This is a genomic window from Polaribacter sp. Hel1_33_78 (assembly GCF_900106075.1).
GTDB lineage: Bacteria > Bacteroidota > Bacteroidia > Flavobacteriales > Flavobacteriaceae > Polaribacter.
Map to the genome: position 1 here is coordinate 2,991,369 of NZ_LT629794.1, position 18,809 is coordinate 3,010,177.

The following is an 18,809-nucleotide window of genomic DNA, read 5'->3' on the forward strand; positions in this document are numbered from 1 at the left end:
TTAATATCAAATAAATTAATAATGATTGTTATAAACGCGCGTTTTCTTACTCAAAATACAACTGGAGTTCAAAGATATGCTATTGAAATTTGTAATCGTTTTCCGAAAGAAATAAAAAATAAAAAAATAGTATTTGTTGCTCCAAAAGGTCATTTAATGAATAAAAACAAGCTAAATACTTACGATGTAAAACAATTTGGAAGCTTTAAAGGTCATTTATGGGAACAAATAGATCTAATTAATTTTTTAAAAAAGAACAATAACCCAATTCTTCTTAATTTTGGTGGTATTGGTCCTGTATATTATAAAAATAAAATCACCTATGTTCATGACTTAGCTTTTAAATATTATCCTGAAACTTTCTCATACCTATTTCAAAAGGCATATAATATTTTTGTGCCTATATCAGCAAGAAATGCGCTAAGAGTTATAACCGTTAGTAATTATGTGAAAAAAGATATCGAGACGCATTTTAAGATAAATAATACTGAGGTTGTCTACTGTGCTCAAAGCAATCATTTTAAAAATTTAAGCTTAAAACGAGAAAAAATAATTTTAGCAGTTTCTTCACTTGATCCAAGAAAAAATTTTAATCGCATAATTAACGCTTATCAACAATTAGACACCGATTATAAACTATATTTTGTGGGAGCAAAATCAAAGTCTTTTTCCGAAATAAATATAAACAAAGAATCAGCTAATGAAAATATTATATTTACTGGTTATTTAAACGATAATGATTTAATAAAGCTTTATAATCGTGCATCTATTTTTATATATGCTTCTTTATTTGAAGGTTTTGGAATGCCTCCTCTTGAGGCTCAAGCTTGTGGATGTCCGTGTATCGTTTCTAATAAAACTTCTTTACCAGAAGTATACCTTGATTCTGTCGAATATTGCGAACCAGAGTCTATTGAGAGCATTAAAGATAAACTTGAATTCCTTATAAATAATAAAGAAAGAAGAGATGAACTAGTAAAAAAAGGCCACAAAAACACCTCTAGATTTAGTTGGGATATGTCCGCAAAAAAACTAACATCAATTATAGAGTTAGAAGTTTAATCTACTTTTTTTTAGTTTATTAAAGAATAACAAACTTATAAAAAAACTATAAAAAAATAGGCCATCTGATCTTTGTAAAAGGTTTTCTGTAAAAAACACTAAAGTCGTAATACTTGTTATATAAAATAATAAAACATTTTTATTCTTATAAGAATTAAAAAAGTTGATCAATATCAATGATAAAAACGACATTAACCCTAGAACACCAGAAGCAATGCAAAAAAAGGCATATTGGTTATGGGAATTATATATATGCCATGTATATACTTTTGCACCAAGACTAAATTTATAACACTTATCTAATTCATCTTGAATATCCCCTAAACCAACTCCTAAAAAAGGAGCTTCTTTTATTAATTTTACATCACAATAGTACACTCCATTTCTTACATTAGATGAATTAAAATCACGTGCTCGAGATGTTTCACCAAGAACAGAAAAACCAGTATTATAATACTCTTTAACTCTCGTAGAAAACGGATTCTTAAATGATAATAAACCTACTAAAACAAAAAACGGAATTAGTGATACCTGTACTTTTTTCTTTAATGGTAGTTTAGAGAAAATTACAATGAATAAAACTAAAGAAACAATAAGTGCTATAAAAGGCATTCTTGCAGAAATTAGATAAAGCCATAGAATAAAAATTGCAATTAAAACTATGCTAATAATTTTTACAACTTTTTTTTCTGAAACAAACGACTTTACACCAAGATAAAAGATTGTTAAACAAATCCAAAGGCCTTGATATGTAGTATGAGTATTTGAGATTTTTATTATAAAATTCCGGAATCTTCTTAACTTTATTTGATCTATTTTATCTGAGGCTATTTCATTTATATGACCATATCCATTTGATTTTATTTCTTGTAGAGTTATAGTTGATGATATAAAGTCAAAATTAATTAGAACCTGTGTTACCTGGAATATTATTAGAATTAGAACAGAAACAGAAAAGAAATCTAAAATTTTATGAACCTTTTTTTCAGAAAAATAATCTTTATTTAAATAAAAAATTATTGGGAAAATTAAAAAAGAAAGCATTTTTAATAATACTCCTCCCCCATATTCTATATTTGTTGAATATAAAAGAGATAATGAAATTAATACATAAGGAAATATAAATATTAAAATATCTAGACTTAGCTTAAGTTTCTTTTTAGATAAAAAAAACATGTATATCCCTAAAACACTCCATACTATGGTTAATATACTTCTCATTCCAAAAGTAAGAATAGGAAAGCATCCCAGTATAAAAGTTAGATAAATAAAAGTTTTATTTAATTTCCCTTTCATCTAATTAATATTTTTTAACCTCACAAAAAGTAATGGAAATAATGCAAGAAAGACTAAACTCTGTGTAAGGCTCACAAACAGACCTGCGAATAAAAACGAAATTAGAATGAATAAAAATTTATTTGTTTTTATACTTTTCTCATATACAAACAAAATAGTTAAACCTATCCCCATTAAACCTGATGAAAATAACAAAAACAACCAGTAACTATCAATTGTAGCTATAAATCCTTGTCCTCTTGCTCCTCCACCAACATTACCAATTGCACCACCAAAAAGAGAATTGTATTCTATTTCTGTCTCATTTCCCCAAAGATAAAATCTTTCTTGCAGAGACTCTAGAGACAAAACATCATATTTAGACAGAAAAAATCCAAATATTAATAAAAGTGGCATCCCAATTTTAAAAATTAATACTAAAATTTTAAGGTTTTTCTTTTTTGTGAAAAATTTTAAAAATTCATATATAAAAAATACGATATAAGCACTTCTAACAAAAGAAAAGACTAGAGGAAATAATGCTATATATTTTTTATTCTTAAACTTTTCGTTTTGATCCATTAAAAGATACCCTATAACACTAAAATACCCTACTGAAGCTGCATCTCCTATTAAGGCTGGAGACCTCCAAAATTTATAAAAATTAGAAATTTTAAATTTATACTCTGGATCTATTCCCCATTGATATTTTCCAGTAATCATCATCATATACTTTTCTGGGCCTAAATAGTTGGTAAGTAATATAAATATTGAATTTAAAATCAATAAATAAAAAATTAAATTCAAAACATTATTCCATTGCTCTTGTCGAATTTCAATCTGACTAAAAATAAATATTAATATAAACACAAAATATACTTCTCTAAAAACAATATAAGCACTTTCTAAACTGTCAATATTAAAGAGCATTACTAAAAATAAAATTATAAAATAACCAAAAAAGAGAATATCAAGAATCGTTATTTTTATTATTTTTGAAGATTTTACTATAAAAACTAATACTACTAAAAAAAAGGAGATCGGGTGGAGAATTTTTTTAATTTCCCAATTACCCAAATATTTAAATATGATAAAAGACAATACACCTTGTGTTGCCATAATTTGAAACAAAATAGACCAATAGAAAAATTTATTTAATTTCACCTTCATAAACTAATCTCTTATTATTTTATTAAAAACTTCTAAATATTTTTGAACGGTATTTTTAATAGTAAATTTCTCTAAATATTTGTTTTCAAATTTAAATTCATCTAAAAAATTTGAATTCGCTATAATTTTTTCTAATAAAACTGTCAATTCATTTACTTTCGGAGAAAAAATAAATTGCTTATTATTTGATAAAATCTCTGGAATACCTCCTTTATCACTTGCTATTACAGGCTTTTTATTTATTATTGACTCTAGAACTACTCTTCCAAATGGCTCATTCCACAATGATGGTACAATTAAAACATCTATCATTTCGAAAAACTTAGAACTATCCATGTATCCTAAATATTCAATTTGAACACTACTATTTATTTTATTTAATTGTTTTAAATATTTTTCATCAACGGCTCCTGCAATTAAAAATCTCCAAGAAGAACTAGATATCTTAGAAAAACTTTCAAGAATTAATTCAATTCCTTTTGATTCATTTACTTGTCCAATAAATCCAAATGTATTAGTATTTTTTTTTTCAGGAATTTTTTTTTCAGGAATTTCAAAGCCATTAAAGATTACTTCATTTTCGACTCCATTAAAATATCCTTTATCAATATGATCATTCAATATATAATTACTAATCCCAATTAAATAATTAATTTTAGAAGAATCTTTTTTCTTTGGTAAAGACAGTAATTTACAATCATTACAAAGGGTTAAACAATTTAAATTACCCTTGAATTTTGTTGTTTTAGGGCACTGTAAATAATAATCTCTTAGAGTATGAACTATTTTTATATTCAGATTAGATGCAGTTCTCCAAACTTTAGTAGAAAAACCACTAATATTATTAGTAAATAAAACATCAGGTTTATAACTTAAAAATAGATTGTGTAAAAAATCATTATATTTATTATTACTTGCGTCTTTTAAATGCCATTTCAATTTTTCAAAAGAACTTTTATTAGCAGTATCAAATGGCCAATAGTCATTTTTAATTTTAACAGTATAAATGGTTACCCCATTTAACTTATAACTAACATCTTCTTTGCCAAGGCATATTACAATAATATCATTACCTAAAGCAGAAAAATTTTCTGCTAATGCTTGTACAGATTTTTCTGCTCCACCAACTTTATTTGGTGCATATAATGTATTTATAATTGCGATCTTCATTAAAACTTTACGAGGTTATTATTATTAGCATGATTAACAGCCTTCTTAAAAACTTTAAAATTCTTACTCCTAAAACAAAAACAGAATAGAAGTAAAGTAAAAGTAAACTTGTTAATATTATAACTTAGTTTATTACTTATAAGATAGTTCTTTTCGAATAACATTCGGTTTCTAACATTGTAATATACCCTTAGAGAAGGAGCGTTTTTTATTTTTGTAAAAGTGGTGCTTTTTTTATCTATTAACCCCCAAGATGTATCTATATCGTCAATGATGCTATTTAAGACTAAATAAATCTTTTTATTTGCCTTGGTTATTCGATAACTCCAATCATGATCATCTGAATATAAAAAATAATCTTCATTAGGATATCCTATTTCATCAATAATAGATTTATGAAAAAACATCCCACCATATGGAGCATAAGCAATTTCACCAACTATTCTCTTATTATCAGTGGTTGCTTTTTTAGAAAAAATTTTAGTGATTTTTTGTTTAAAATGAAAACCAGAAAAGCTATTCTTCTTTCCTAAAACTAAATTAGGATTATTTTCTATAACAGCTTGTTTATATTGTTCTCGATCTGGTCTAAATGATAATAAAGCAGCCACATCTTTTGGTTTTTTTTTCCAATATTTTTTTAAAGTTTCTAAAGCTTTTTCTTTCGGTTTATTATCATCATCTAACAACCAAATATAATCACAACTATTTGCTCTATTAGCTTCTTGCAGACCTTGTTTATATGCCTTTGCAGAACCTAAGTTAGATGTATTCCATAACACTGTTATTGTATCTTTATGGTTTTCTAACAAATTTCTAAGCTGACTCTTACTATTTTCATGAGAATCATTATCCACCACTACAATATTAGAAACACTACTTTTAAAACAAGAATCAATAACTTGATTAAGTAAATTAAATCTATCCGCATAAGTAACAATTATCGCTGTTATTTGCATTTTTTATCAATTTTTAAATTATGAGAAATCATTATTTTCTCAATAAACCTATTGGTGTAGTTAAAACACCTGTTTTTTGTTTTGCAACAATAACTCGAGTAATATTTTCTCCAACCATTGTTATAGTTGTTGCTATAGCTGCACCAACTTCATGATATCTAATTATTAAGAAGTAATTTAAAACAATATTTAGCATTAAAAAAAAGCCCGATATATAACTAAAAACTTTTTCATGACCACACATAATTAATAAGACCCCTGAACACCCAGTAGAAATATTCATAAACTGACCAAAACATAAAATTATTAAACAAATATAAGCTCCAGAAAATTCGCTACCCCAAAACCCTAAAATAGATTTACCAAATATCAAGAAAAATAATGTAGAAATTAAACCAATAATGATAAGCCAAAATGTTACTTGCTTTACCATTATATTCATTTCCTTTAATTGATTATTAGCAAAGAAAGTTGCGATTTTGGGTGAAATTGCAGCATTTGTAATTTGTAAAAAAAAGGCAACAAACAAAACTAATCTTGTGGCTACAGTATATAAACCAACTTTAGAAGTATCACTCAACCAACCTAACATTAATATATCAACAGAGGAAGCAAGCAATGTCGTAGCAGAAACAAAAAGTAAAGGAACAGCCATTTTAAGCATTGTTCTATCAATAAATCCCCTCGTAAAAACCGGTCTATAGAGGTGCTTCCAATAAATAGTTGCAACTATAAAAGTAATTATACGACCAATTGCATAAATTAAAATTATAGAGATTAAAGTTATTTCAATATTAAAAAGAAGATACAAACCAACACCTAATAACACAATTAATGAAGTTAAAAAGTCTTTGAATAACCTACTTTGCCAGATCTTTCTATATCCATTAATACCAGAAACAAATACACTCCCAATCGTTTGAGGAACAATAACAATAAACCCAATAATTAATGGAATTTGAAGTTTTGTATTATTAAAAAAAGAAGCAATATATCCTGAACCAAAAACTCCTAAAACTGTTAATATAATTGCAATGGAAACGTTAACTAATAATGCCGTAAAGATTGTATTTCCAATAGTATTAGAACTATTATTAGAATATCCTATAGCTATCTTTTTCACCAAAACATGATCCATACCAAACATGGATATGACCATAACAATTGTGATGACTTGGTTAATTAAATTCACTTCTCCCAAACCAGCTGCTCCAAGAATTCTTCCAAGAATAATACTTGTAATTAATCTTGCTAAAACACCTATAATCTGAATAATAATCGTTGTAGAAGATTTTAAAAAAACCTCTTTCGTATGACTGTCTAAGTTAGTTAATTTATTAAAAAAATTGATCATAAAAAAATCTTACAGAAAGTATAATATTAATTTAAATGTCTAATGACTCTATGTAAGCTCTTTAAAGGGCATTAATTTATTGTCTTTTAAAGATAACAAAACCTCCTCCTTATTTAATACCCAATCTATATTAAGGTCTTCGTCATTAAATACAATACCTCCTTCGTGATTAGGACAATAATAATTGTCACATTTATAAGAAAACACAGTATTGTCTTCTAAAACAGAATATCCATGAGCAAATCCTCTTGGAACAAATAGTTGTTTTTTATTTTTTTCTGACAAAATAATTGAGACGTGTTCACCATATGTTTTTGACCCAGGCCTTATATCAACAGCAACATCTAAAACCCTACCTTTAATAACTCGCACTAATTTTGCCTGAGCAAACTCCCCTTTTTGTAAATGCAAACCCTGTAATGCACCTCTTTGAGAAATTGATTGATTATCTTGTATAAAGTTGACTTTTAGTCCTGTTTTTTCTTCAAAAATTTTTTGATTAAAACTTTCAAAAAAAGATTCTCTTCCATAATTAAAAATTGCGGGTTCAATTATAAAACACCCTTCTAAATTAGTTTCTCTAATTACCATTATATCTTTCTCAATTTTTTTTCATGGCCAATTTTTTAGCAGAAGCCTTGCTAATTTCTTTAACTCTTCTTTTGTAATAAAACTACTTCTATGTTCAATGTATTTTATAGAACCTAGCTTTAACCTTATATCCCTTCTAAAACTTATTCACATTGAAATACTTGCATTAAAGATGGCAAAATCTCTTTATAAAACATAATTCTCCTGCTCTAAGAAGAGACCTTTCGGTTCTTATTTTTTATAATTATTTAAATAATTATTTAATTGCTTTAATAATAAAAATAAGACCATAAGCATTGCCCCAAAAGCGGCTAATAAAAACACATAATTCTTAGTTACTCCCTTTATTTGATAACCTATCGGTTGGAAGTTTGAAATAACATTAATTACTTCATATTTTTCTGATCTCTCGATAACTACACCTTCTAAATCAGCATTTATTTTTCTATTGGTTTCAAATAATTCCAATTCTTTCGTCGTTCTTTTTGTTCCTCCTAAATCAATATTGGTTCCTGAACTTTGCTTTTTGGCTTCTTCAATCATCACTTGCATATAGACTTTTCTTAAGGAGTCTATTTGCCCTAGGTTTTGTCTTAAAAGAGAATCTGTTCTGTTTAGATTTTCGTTTGTTAAATATTTTAGTCTATTAAAATATTTGTTTTTTACAACTGACGAAATAATTACATCATCTAAACTTTTAAAAACATCATTTTTTTCGGCAATTACATTAATTTGATGAATTTTATAATCTAGATCTTTAAAAGAGGCCTTAAACTCCTCAAATGTGTAGCTTTTTACTGTGGTAGTATCTACCTTTAATATAAAATCATTGTAAGAATTTATAATGTCATTCTCCTTTCTTACTGGTTCTATCGTGAATTCCTTAAGAGAAGCAGCCGTTTCTTTATCTAGCTTAAAAGTTTGTGCTAAACTGGCAGTATCTTTTTGCTTCACTAAATCATTATAATAATTTACATTGTTATATAATTGTCTTGCACTTTTAAAATTAGGCTCTACCAATAAGTCTGAACCAAATCTTTCAGGTGTTTTAACTTCTAGATAGATTCCTAAAACTCCTCCCAAGATTGCAGCAATTCCAATTTTTACAATATGTAGCTTTAAAAAGACTAAAGTTACAATTAAGGCATGAAAAATCTCTTTAAAAATATTTCCAATAAAATTGAAAAAATTAGAAAAACCTCTACCTATAATGACAAATAGAGATCCTAAATCTACCTCTTCTTCGTTGTTCTTTTGATCTGTTGACATTGTTTTCGTTTTGTTGTAAAATTAGTCTTTGACTATTAAAAAATTTGTTCTAATATTTTTTGAGTGATGGCATATGTAGGCGTAACACCTGTCATCCCTAAACCTCCAGAAGCTAATGTTGCTCCGGTTTCTAAAGGGTTGTCTGAAGCATAATAGGCATATCTTACTTTTACATTTTCAGAAATATTCCCTCTAATTTTTGATGCAGATTGAATGGCTTTTTGATAATGTGCTCCTTCCATTTCTAAACCAATTACATTCCAGGTAGAATCATGAAAAAACTTTAACAAATCTTTATTTTGTAATGATGTTCCTAAAACTGAAATCATAGAACCATCAAAAACTTGCACTCCAAAACCCTCTAAATCTTCTTTAGATAACTCATTTTTAAAAGGGTAATTGTCTGCGGTTCCTTCAAAAATATGGGCAGAGGGTATCATAACATCTCCTTTCCCTCCTTCTAAAATTCCTGCTTTTCCCATAATGGAAACCGACTTTACATCTAAATGAATTTTATTCTTTTTATCACCATAAGGTTTTAGCAACTCATCCATGGTTTCAAAAGCTTGTTCTCCAAAAGCATAGTCCATTACAATAATAACAGCATTTTCTTCTATAGAATTTACTTTTCTAAACGGTGAAACATCAAAATTTATTTTATCCGTATCAATTATTTGTACGTTAATATTGGTTCCAGATGAATCTTTCACATAGAGCAGTCCGTTCTGTGAAGCATAATCTTTCACTTTTTTCTGCAAAGGTTTACTATCAGCATTACTTAGCAATTGATATAATTCAAATCCTTCATACTTTTTTGCTTCTTCTGGTAAAGCACCTTTTGCATAAATTGCATTTAAAACACTATGCATGTTCGCACTAATAATATGTATTGGTCTTTGTAGAAGTACATTTTCTTTCAGCACTTTTTTAATATTATTAGCCCAAATTTCACCGTATATATGATGACCAATTTCTTCAATTAAAACTGAGCTAAAAGTAACTGTCCGTTTTTTATTTTCAAAGACTTCATTTATTGCTAACTTGCCTAACCAATAAATTAGATTGAAAAATTTAAGTGGATTTTTCTCTGATGAAAATACTTGATAAAGTCCTGAAACTTCGTCATAAGTCCGTCCTAAAATACTTCCTAAATGGGCTATTAAAACCTCTTTCTCTTTTTCTGAAATTGATTTATGATATAAAACAACGTCTTCTAAATATTTCCATTCTCTAATGAAATCTTCTCCATCATTAAGAGAAACCCTTTCTTGAATCTTATGAGATTCAACGAATAAAAAAGTTAAATGGGTTAAAATATCATAGATTTCAGATCTTCCTCTCGTAATCTCAATATTCATTTGATCTTTATCAATTCTGTAACAATTCCTTCTTCTTTTTGCCGGAATAATTGCTTCAAAATGAGAGTTTTTATAACCTTCGTCTGCCGTTAAATTAATAAATTGACATTCTTCAATTCCTTCTGGAAGTCTTTCTATAACATAAACTAAACCATCTAGCTCTGTTCTTTCTTCTGCAATAGAACCATAAATTTCTGGTCGTAAAAGCAACAATGATTTACGCAGAGTTTCCCCTGAAATTCCCATTGGCTTATAAAAACCTCTACTAAATAAATGACGCATAGAAATATATAATTTTTCTATGGCATTTGTAGATTCTTGAGCTCTTGTTCTCTCTATATTTTTGGCTTTTGACATATTAATTTTTGAGGTGCAAATATAAAATTATTTCCCTGATAAAATATTATTATAAGCATCTTCATTTTTAAGCAATTGAACGGCTTCAGAAATGGTTTCATCATTTTTTAAATGATGCCTATAAACTCCTTCTTTATAATAGTATTTTTCTAAAACCTCTTCTTCTAATAATACTTTAATAATATCTTGATTTTTAGTTATTTCATTAATTTTAGCCACTAATAATTTCTGCTTTATTTTTTCATATTCTCTGGAAATATTACTATTTTCAGAAAGCATATATGCCGCCTTAAACAAACGCTCTTGTTCTGTTACAAAAGTTGTATCCGTTTCTAAAAAAGCAGTAAAACTCTTAAAATCTGTCTTTGAAAATTTATAATTTTCAGCAGCTACAATTTTTGGGTTTTTATAATAATAATCAGCAGCAAAGTTAAAAATTGCTTTAGAGTTTATTAGTTTCTTAGTAACATCAGTTCTTTTAGATGTTTTTATTTCTACATCAGGCATTACCCCTCCTCCATCAAAAACGGTTCTTCCATTTTCTGTTTTAAATTCATTAATTTGGTTATCAGAAAACTTAGGAACCTTGCCAGTTTTAGCATTTCTATTGGTGTAATCTAATTCTTGAATACATCTTCCACTTGGGGTGTAATATTTAGAGATTGTCAATTTTAATTGATTTCCATACGTTAAAGTTCTGTACCGTTGTACTAACCCTTTTCCAAAAGAACGTTCTCCCATAATTACAGCTCTATCATAATCTTGCAAAGAACCACTTACTATTTCTGATGCCGATGCAGAACGTCCATTAACCAAAACTACGATCGGAATTTTTAAATCTAAAGGTTCATTTGTTCCTTTATACGTATTACTCCATTTTTTAATTTTGGCTTTTGTGGTAACAATTACTTTTCCTTTTGGAATAAAAAAGTTTGAAATATTAATTGCTTCTAGAAGGGATCCTCCAGGGTTATATCTTAAATCAAACACCAATCTTTTCATCCCCTCCTTCTTTAAGGATCTGTATGCTTTTTTCACTTCTGACGAGGCTTTGTTGTTAAAGCGAGTTAAGGTAATATAACCTATTTCATCATCTATCATTTTATAAAAAGGAACAGGATTAACAACAACTTTCTCTCTTATTAATTCTTTTTTAATAATTTTATCTTGACGCTCAATTTCTACAAATACTTTACTATCCGGAACTCCTTTTAACAACATAGAAAGTTGCTCTCTTTCCATGTTTTTAAGTGACTGACCATCAATAGAAATAATAACATCTCCTGCTTTTAAGCCTGCTTTATCGGCAGAAAACCCTTTGTAAATCTCCTTTAGTTGAATTCCTTTTTTTATATAATAAACAGCAGTACCAATTCCAGAATACTCACCTACTCTTCTCATTTTGGCGTCTTCCACATCTTGTTCATTGTAAAAATTTGTATAAGGATCTAAATCTTTTAAAGTATTTTTTATGGCTTTATTTGTAAATTCTGCAGGATTTATTTCGTCAATATAATACATATTTAATTCCTTAAATAGTGTATTGTAGATTTCTATCTGTTTTGCAACTTCAAAGAATTTTGATTTAAATGAAAACGTTAAAAAAAGCGTTCCAACTAATAAAAATAAAATCGTATTCTTTTTTAATTTAAAGTTTTTCATGTGAATTATTTTTTACTTCCTCCACAAATAAATTCAATAATTTATCCATTTTAGAAAAAATTTCTTCGTAGGCTTTTTCTTCTTTCCCAATATACGAAATCATAAATACATAAGGTTTCTCAACATGATTGTACACAATTTCTTTTTGCAAACGATAAGTTTCACGCATCAATCTTTTTAAACGATTTCTATCGGGAGCCTTTTTAAAATTTCTTTTGGCAACAGAAACACCAACTTGCGCAGGAAAACTTGACGTATGGTCTATTTGTAAATACACCATCCTTAATGGAAAAGCTTTTACAGACTTGCCTTCTTTGTACAGTCTTTCTATCAATTTTCTACTTTTTAATCGTTCTTTTTTTCCTAAAGTAAACTTCATCAATACAAACTTAAACGAAATCAATAACTTTTTAAAGGTTTGGCAACATGAACTTCAAAAATTATGTATTTTTATTTAAATATTTACATGTTCATTTTTAACTAAAAATATTATAAAATTAAACAATATTTGATAAATTTGTTGGAAATTAGACATTTATAAAAATTCTAGTTTTAACAAACTATACATTTAAGACAAACTATATGAAACCTGATTTATTTCAAGCACCAGATTATTATAATTTAGACGATTTACTGACCGAGGAACACAAATTGATTCGTGAAGCAGCTCGTGATTGGGTAAAACGTGATGTCTCTCCAATTATTGAAGAATACGCTCAAAGAGCAGAGTTTCCAACTCAAATTATTGGTGGTTTGGCAGAAATTGGTGCCTTCGGACCTTATATTCCTGAAGAATATGGCGGTGCAGGTTTAGATCAAATTTCTTACGGGTTAATTATGCAAGAAATTGAACGTGGGGATTCTGGTGTTCGTTCTACCGCTTCTGTACAATCTTCATTAGTAATGTATCCTATTTATGCTTATGGGAATGAAGAACAACGTAAAAAATATTTACCAAAATTAGCTTCGGGTGAATGGATGGGCTGTTTTGGTTTAACAGAACCTAATCACGGCTCTAATCCGTCAGGAATGGAAACAAAATTTAAAGATATGGGAGATCATTATCTTTTAAATGGCGCAAAAATGTGGATTTCAAATGCACCTTTTGCACAAATTGCTGTTGTTTGGGCAAAAAATGAAGAAGGTAGAATTCATGGATTGATTGTAGAGCGCGGAATGGAAGGTTTTTCTACTCCTGAAACTCATAATAAATGGTCTTTACGAGCATCATCAACTGGTGAGCTTATTTTTGATAACGTAAAAGTGCCAAAAGAAAACCTATTGCCAAACAAATCTGGACTTGGAGGTCCTTTAGGATGCTTAGACTCTGCGCGTTATGGAATTGCTTGGGGGGCAATTGGTGCTGCCATGGATTGTTATGATACTGCTTTACGCTATTGTAAACAACGTGAGCAATTTGGTAAACCAATTGGTCAATTTCAACTGCAGCAAAAGAAATTAGCTGAAATGATTACAGAAATCACCAAAGCGCAATTATTAGCTTGGAGGTTAGGCACTTTAAAAAATGAAGGAAAAGCTACTTCTGCTCAAATTTCTATGGCGAAAAGAAATAATGTTGATATGGCGATAAAAATTGCCAGAGAAGCAAGACAAATGTTAGGCGGAATGGGAATTACAGGTGAATATTCTATTATGCGTCATATGATGAATTTAGAAAGTGTTATTACATATGAAGGAACTCATGATATCCATTTATTAATTACAGGTTTAGATGTCACTGGTTTAAATGCTTTTAAATAATTAAAATCACATTACAGAAGATGAAGAAACTGTTCTATAGTAGTATCCTCAGTGTTTTTTTTCTGATGGTTTTTTCTTGCAGTAGCTCTAAGGACGAAATACTAGAAATTGAAGAGGATATAATTATAAAGGATGAAAATGTTTCTCAACACGGAACTTTTAAAATACTTTCCTTAGGAGATAGTTATACTATAGGACAAAGTGTCTGTGCAAAATGTAGATTTCCAGTACAATTGGTAGACTCTCTTTTAATCAGGGTAGACAATAAAAGTTCTTTCCCTTTAGAGATAATTGCTAGAACAGGATGGACAACTTCTAATTTAATTAGTGCCATCAACTCAGAAAATCTAACTTCAAATTATAGTTTTGCAACGTTATTAATTGGGGTTAATAATCAATATCAAAATAAAGCTTTTTCAATTTTTGAAGAAGAATTTCCTGAATTGGTAAAAATAGCTATTCAATCTGTTGGAGGAGATTCTAAAAAATTAGTCGTTTTATCAATTCCAGATTATGCTTTTACTCCTTTTGGAAATGGAAATTCAACAATTTCAGCTGAAATTAAAAAATATAATGATTTTACTCAATCATACTGCATTCAAAATAATATTACTTTTTTAAATATTACTGATATTACTGAACAAGGATTAACAAATCCTGCATTAGTTGCAAGTGATGGTCTCCATCCTTCTAAAGAGGCCTATGCAGAATTTGTGGAAAGACTTGTTCCGATAGTTTTAGAAAAACTAGGCTTAAAATAAATCTTTTATTTAGTCTTATTCCACTCAATCGTATTCGTTAAAATATACTTGAAACATGATATTTAACAGTTTTTACAAATAATTCTTGTTTTAGTTTTGCTCTAGAAATTATACTAATAATATCAAGTGAAACACCATGCAAGAAACTAGAAAAGACATTGTTCAGTTTATTAACTTACAATTAGCTTCATTAGGCCAACCAACATTTAAAGATAAAACAGATAGCTCTGATACCTTTTTAGATCCTAAATTTGAAGCATTAACGAGTGGACTTATAAAAAGTTTACAAGAAAAATCGAGATTATTATCTAATCATCATTCTCCTGTAGATAAAAGAATACAACAGTTTATAGATGACTATTTAAAAGATGTATCTATTGACAAACCAATTATTTTACCAAATAACACCTTAATTTTATCAAAAAAAGGACAAGCCAGAGAGGTAAGTTTACCACCAGATGGAGATTCTTTTAAAAGTGATTTAGTTACTTCTAGCAGGGTAAAACAAGGAATTTTAAATAATCCTTTGCATGATAAAAGAACCACAAAAGGCACTTTTCATATTGTTGAGGGAAATTTACCCGTTCCTTTAGATAAAAAAGAAGTGCCAAAAGTAGTATTTGCCCATTTTTTGAATGCCGCTTTTAATCCATCGGAAGATTTAAAAACATTACCATTTACATCAAGTCAAAAAGAGCAAGCTAGAGTAATGGCTTCAATGCTATTAAGACCTATAGTTTGTCCAGAGGTAAAAGGTGTCATCACAAAAAAATCTTTAGAAGTTCGATTTTTTGTCCCAGGAAATTTGGTAAGTAATTTAGATTTTGTAGAATCTATTTTCGGGAATGCAGGAGATCCTAATTTAGCTCAAAATGATGCTGCATTGGACACGGAGCATTGGACAGGCCACACTGGGTGTATTATTTTAGCACCCCAATTAAAAGAATTAAAAAAGAAAGATGTTGGCTTACCTCATTTTAATGATGCTACTGATCGTCAGAAAAAAGAGGGTATGTGTTGGAAAGATGAAAATGAAATTTATAACGAAGGTGGTGCTTTTAAAATTACCTGCAGGGATGACAGAGGTGTTGTAATTACCTTAATTGCAGACAACTACTATGGCTATTCTAAAAAAGAAATTAAAACTCAAATTAGCTACTCCGCTAACTTATTTGGCTTAGTAGAAGAAGAACACGCTGGAGGTGCAATTGCATTTGCAAGAAGAGTTATGGGAGATACTTTAGATGGTAGAGACTATTCTGAGTTTCATAATTTCGAACATACTTTTGAAGGTGTAAAAAAACTTCTAGGAGATACCATTGAAGTTAAGCCAGAAAACTACGCTGTGGATAAAAAATACCCAAACATCATCTATATTCCTGAGTTTTCTTATGTAAACATCAATACAAATAGTATTACTTGGATGCACAACAGTAGAGAGCAAAAACTTACATTGTCTCCTTATAAGATATATGTTCACCCAACCGGAAATAAGTTTAGATTAGACAAACATGAGTCTGTAGATTTATGGAGAATTGTAGATACATTCGCAGAAGGAGTTTTCTGCCATAAACCCTGCACCGTTTCTGGTGGTGGAAAATCTGAGATTTCTAAATCGATGCAAAATGCGATTACCTATAGTAATTTTAACATTCAAAATATCGAAGAAGATTTTAAAAAAGCAGATGAAATTATAGAGTTTGAATATTCCACTCGTTGGAAAATAAAAGATCCAGAAAGACCAAAATCTAGAACCTTTTTAAGCGAAAAAAGAACGCTAAGTTCTGCCGTTAAATTATTAATTCCTTCTGAAGAAAATTCAGATGAATTTAATGAATTCTTAAAAGGTATTCCTGTTCATATTCGCTCTTTAGTTTTATTTGTAAAACGTTTATACAGACAAGCGCATGGTGAGTTAAACTGGAAAGACTATATGTCTGTAGAAATTATCAACGGACAAAAAGGTACTGGTTTATTACATAACAATACACCTGTTGTTGGTAGTTATGTTCGTGTTGGCTTCAATGAAAAAGGAAATTGGATGCTAAATAAATTGCGTTCAGACTTTTCTCCTTCTGAAAAAATTCAAACAGAAGATGATATTACGGCATCTATTACTTTGCCTAGAGAACAATTATCAAATTTAAATCCAGAATTCACAAATAAAAGTTTAAAATTATTAACCAATTGTGAAGCTCATTTATTTCAAAGACCAGATGAAGCTATAGTAAGAGGTTATGATAAACATGCAGAAAAAGATTTAGTTGCTGATGGCCGTTTCTTAACCAATTATGAATTGCTAAAAAAAGCAGATGCCATTGCTTTATATGAAGACACTATCAACTTTGATAAATATACACAACCTGTAAAGGATTTTGTAGAGAGTATTGTTAAAAGTGATAAAAAGGAACAGTATTTTGTAGTACCTTCTCATACTAGAATTGTACAAGGAGAACCTACAAAAAATCCTCGCTATTTAGAACCAAGTTTAAATATTACAGAAACTGAAGAAACTTATTTAGCTGATATTGGAGTTCGTTTGGTAAGAAAAATCAACTTAGATGAACCCGTAAATCATGTCGTAAATGCGGTTTTACCAGGAAGAAGAAATAACCCGGTAGACAAAGCGGCTGGTATAAGACCTTTAGCAGTTTACAATCCTATCCACTATCAAGAAGCTCCAGAATTATTTATGGATTTCATTTGTAGTTTAACAGGCAAGTCACCATCAACAACAGGTGCAGGTTCTGAAGGAGCTTTAACAAAAGCACCTTTTAATATGCTCACGCCAACAACCGATTTAAACAATGCTTTATTATCGCATATCTTAACAGAATCTAATGGATTTAGTACTGCTGCAGGTTATGTAGGTTCAGAAAATAAAATTGATCATGATGTCAGTTTATTAATTCCTGAAATTTGGGCAAGATTAGAACCAATTGATAGAGACCCCAAAGCTTTAATCGCAAATGGTTCTTTAGAAAAAATTGAAGATTTTGAATATGAAGGAGAAACCATCTTAGCAAGCAGATTAGGCTATAGAATTACTAAAACTTTCTCTTACAGATGTATGAATCGAATTTTTGACGAACCTACTGCTGTCTTTAGTGACAGAATGCTACAACCTGAACTGCAAGGATTAGAAGATTATGCAGATGGAATTAAAAACATAACTGAGGCTCAACAGAAAGTTGCATTAAACTATTTTGAAGATGGAAGTATTGCTGCTGCCATTCCTCCCTTAAAAATTCTACTGCACATAATGGCCTATGGAAACTATGAAGGAAAAGATATTAGTGATTTAGAATTACGTAAATATTTCGATAGAGATTATGTTGTAAATAGCGATTGGTATAAAGCAAGATTGAAAATAAAACAACAAAGAGATATTGTCTTTTATGGAAATCAAATAAAATACTTAGAAGATTTCCTAGCGAATCCAAACAACCAATTTTTAGTTTCTGAAATGGACATAATGAATCGTTTAGAAAAAGTAACACAATTATTTAAGACTGTAAAATCTGAGACTTATTTGGAAACTTTAACAGGAACAATTGGAGCAGATCCTCTATATAAAAAAGTTTAGTATTTAATAATTAACAAGCCGATTTTGGCAGTTTATTAGGGCATCTCTTATAGTTGATGCCCTTTTTTTTGTACTTATTAAAGCACTTATTTTTTGGCAGTATACAACCCAAAAAAATACGAATGAGCTACTTTAAAATAAATCACATGAACATATTTTCAATAAAAAAATCATTTCAAATAAATATTTAAAATGATTTAAAAAGACGAATTAAGAAAATAAACTTACAACTTATAAAGAAAGTCTGGGCAAAATATAGGCAGGACAAAAAAGATTAAAATCATTAATAGAAAAACCCAAAATAAGGCCATTATCAGTGGGTATGCAATGGTATATCTCTTTAGTTTTGGGTTTATTGAATGCGCTAACAATCCATGAATACCTCCGCTGAAAAGAAAAAAAATTAAACCTAAAGTTATTGCTAAAAAAAGTACAGAATGAGAATCTTTTATTGTAAAAAGATAAAACCCTAGC

Annotated in this window: 14 protein-coding genes; 4 read left to right on the plus strand and 10 right to left on the minus strand. The window is 28.9% G+C overall.

From position 1 onward, the window contains the following. Positions 1-156: 156 nt before the first annotated feature. Positions 157-1,062 (plus strand): glycosyltransferase family 1 protein, encoded by a 906-nt coding sequence (locus tag BLT88_RS13005; RefSeq protein WP_157691229.1) that lies wholly within the window; start codon positions 157-159, stop codon positions 1,060-1,062. Here the strand turns inward: BLT88_RS13005 and BLT88_RS13010 are convergent. The 10 genes from BLT88_RS13010 to rnpA all read right to left on the minus strand — a co-directional run bounded on the left by BLT88_RS13010 (position 1,051) and on the right by rnpA (position 12,606). After that, positions 1,051-2,358, minus strand: coding sequence for an O-antigen ligase (locus tag BLT88_RS13010; protein WP_091955273.1), 1,308 nt, complete (start codon positions 2,356-2,358; stop codon positions 1,051-1,053). The two genes, BLT88_RS13005 and BLT88_RS13010, sit on opposite strands and share 12 nt — an antisense overlap. Continuing rightward, positions 2,359-3,267, minus strand: coding sequence for a hypothetical protein (locus BLT88_RS13015; protein WP_157691231.1), 909 nt, complete (start codon positions 3,265-3,267; stop codon positions 2,359-2,361). It abuts the gene before it with no gap. Positions 3,268-3,510: 243 nt separating this feature from the next. Further along, positions 3,511-4,677 carry a glycosyltransferase family 4 protein gene (locus BLT88_RS13020; RefSeq protein ID WP_091955278.1) on the minus strand — a complete coding sequence of 389 codons (1,167 nt, stop codon included), beginning with the start codon at positions 4,675-4,677 and terminating at the stop codon, positions 3,511-3,513. Continuing rightward, positions 4,677-5,636 carry a glycosyltransferase gene (locus tag BLT88_RS13025; RefSeq protein ID WP_091955280.1) on the minus strand — a complete coding sequence of 320 codons (960 nt, stop codon included), beginning with the start codon at positions 5,634-5,636 and terminating at the stop codon, positions 4,677-4,679. Before BLT88_RS13025 ends, BLT88_RS13020 begins: the two co-directional genes overlap by 1 nt. 31 nt (positions 5,637-5,667) lie before the next feature. After that, positions 5,668-6,990, minus strand: a complete 1,323-nt coding sequence (locus tag BLT88_RS13030) for an oligosaccharide flippase family protein (protein WP_091955281.1) — start codon at positions 6,988-6,990, stop codon at positions 5,668-5,670. A 48-nt stretch (positions 6,991-7,038) separates the two neighbouring features. Beyond that, a complete protein-coding gene (gene rfbC, locus BLT88_RS13035; protein WP_091955284.1) occupies positions 7,039-7,581 on the minus strand; it encodes a dTDP-4-dehydrorhamnose 3,5-epimerase in 543 nt (180 codons plus the stop codon). A 231-nt stretch (positions 7,582-7,812) separates the two neighbouring features. Next, positions 7,813-8,850, minus strand: a complete 1,038-nt coding sequence (locus BLT88_RS13040) for a hypothetical protein (RefSeq protein WP_091955287.1) — start codon at positions 8,848-8,850, stop codon at positions 7,813-7,815. 35 nt (positions 8,851-8,885) lie between these two features. Further along, positions 8,886-10,565 (minus strand): hypothetical protein, encoded by a 1,680-nt coding sequence (locus BLT88_RS13045; protein WP_091955288.1) that lies wholly within the window; start codon positions 10,563-10,565, stop codon positions 8,886-8,888. Positions 10,566-10,592: 27 nt separating this feature from the next. Further along, a complete protein-coding gene (locus BLT88_RS13050) occupies positions 10,593-12,227 on the minus strand; it encodes a S41 family peptidase (protein WP_091955291.1) in 1,635 nt (544 codons plus the stop codon). Then, complete coding sequence (gene rnpA / locus BLT88_RS13055) at positions 12,214-12,606, minus strand: ribonuclease P protein component (RefSeq protein WP_091955293.1); 393 nt, start codon at positions 12,604-12,606, stop codon at positions 12,214-12,216. The genes BLT88_RS13050 and rnpA overlap by 14 nt, the downstream gene beginning before the upstream one ends. Before the next feature lie 203 nt (positions 12,607-12,809). Here rnpA and BLT88_RS13060 point away from each other — a divergent pair, with 203 nt between their 5' ends. The 3 genes from BLT88_RS13060 (at position 12,810) to BLT88_RS13070 (ending at position 18,335) form a co-directional block, all read left to right on the plus strand. Continuing rightward, positions 12,810-13,988 (plus strand): acyl-CoA dehydrogenase family protein, encoded by a 1,179-nt coding sequence (locus BLT88_RS13060; RefSeq protein WP_091955296.1) that lies wholly within the window; start codon positions 12,810-12,812, stop codon positions 13,986-13,988. A 20-nt stretch (positions 13,989-14,008) separates the two neighbouring features. Further along, the gene (locus tag BLT88_RS13065) at positions 14,009-14,749 is read left to right on the plus strand and encodes an SGNH/GDSL hydrolase family protein (protein WP_091955298.1); all 741 of its coding nucleotides are present in this window, start codon (positions 14,009-14,011) and stop codon (positions 14,747-14,749) included. Between the two features lie 136 nt (positions 14,750-14,885). Then, a complete protein-coding gene (locus BLT88_RS13070; protein ID WP_091955300.1) occupies positions 14,886-18,335 on the plus strand; it encodes a hypothetical protein in 3,450 nt (1,149 codons plus the stop codon). Positions 18,336-18,809 lie beyond the last annotated feature (474 nt).

Coding starts and splice junctions, on each gene's coding strand:
- BLT88_RS13005 (WP_157691229.1), top strand. CDS start 157: ATGAATAAAAACAAGCTAAATACTTACGATGTAAAACAATTTGGAAGC.
- BLT88_RS13030 (WP_091955281.1), bottom strand. CDS start 6,990: ATGATCAATTTTTTTAATAAATTAACTAACTTAGACAGTCATACGAAA.
- BLT88_RS13040 (WP_091955287.1), bottom strand. CDS start 8,850: ATGTCAACAGATCAAAAGAACAACGAAGAAGAGGTAGATTTAGGATCT.
- BLT88_RS13010 (WP_091955273.1), bottom strand. CDS start 2,358: ATGAAAGGGAAATTAAATAAAACTTTTATTTATCTAACTTTTATACTG.
- BLT88_RS13015 (WP_157691231.1), bottom strand. CDS start 3,267: ATGCTCTTTAATATTGACAGTTTAGAAAGTGCTTATATTGTTTTTAGA.
- BLT88_RS13070 (WP_091955300.1), top strand. CDS start 14,886: ATGCAAGAAACTAGAAAAGACATTGTTCAGTTTATTAACTTACAATTA.
- BLT88_RS13065 (WP_091955298.1), top strand. CDS start 14,009: ATGAAGAAACTGTTCTATAGTAGTATCCTCAGTGTTTTTTTTCTGATG.
- BLT88_RS13045 (WP_091955288.1), bottom strand. CDS start 10,565: ATGTCAAAAGCCAAAAATATAGAGAGAACAAGAGCTCAAGAATCTACA.
- BLT88_RS13060 (WP_091955296.1), top strand. CDS start 12,810: ATGAAACCTGATTTATTTCAAGCACCAGATTATTATAATTTAGACGAT.
- BLT88_RS13050 (WP_091955291.1), bottom strand. CDS start 12,227: ATGAAAAACTTTAAATTAAAAAAGAATACGATTTTATTTTTATTAGTT.
- rnpA (WP_091955293.1), bottom strand. CDS start 12,606: ATGAAGTTTACTTTAGGAAAAAAAGAACGATTAAAAAGTAGAAAATTG.
- BLT88_RS13025 (WP_091955280.1), bottom strand. CDS start 5,636: ATGCAAATAACAGCGATAATTGTTACTTATGCGGATAGATTTAATTTA.
- rfbC (WP_091955284.1), bottom strand. CDS start 7,581: ATGGTAATTAGAGAAACTAATTTAGAAGGGTGTTTTATAATTGAACCC.
- BLT88_RS13020 (WP_091955278.1), bottom strand. CDS start 4,677: ATGAAGATCGCAATTATAAATACATTATATGCACCAAATAAAGTTGGT.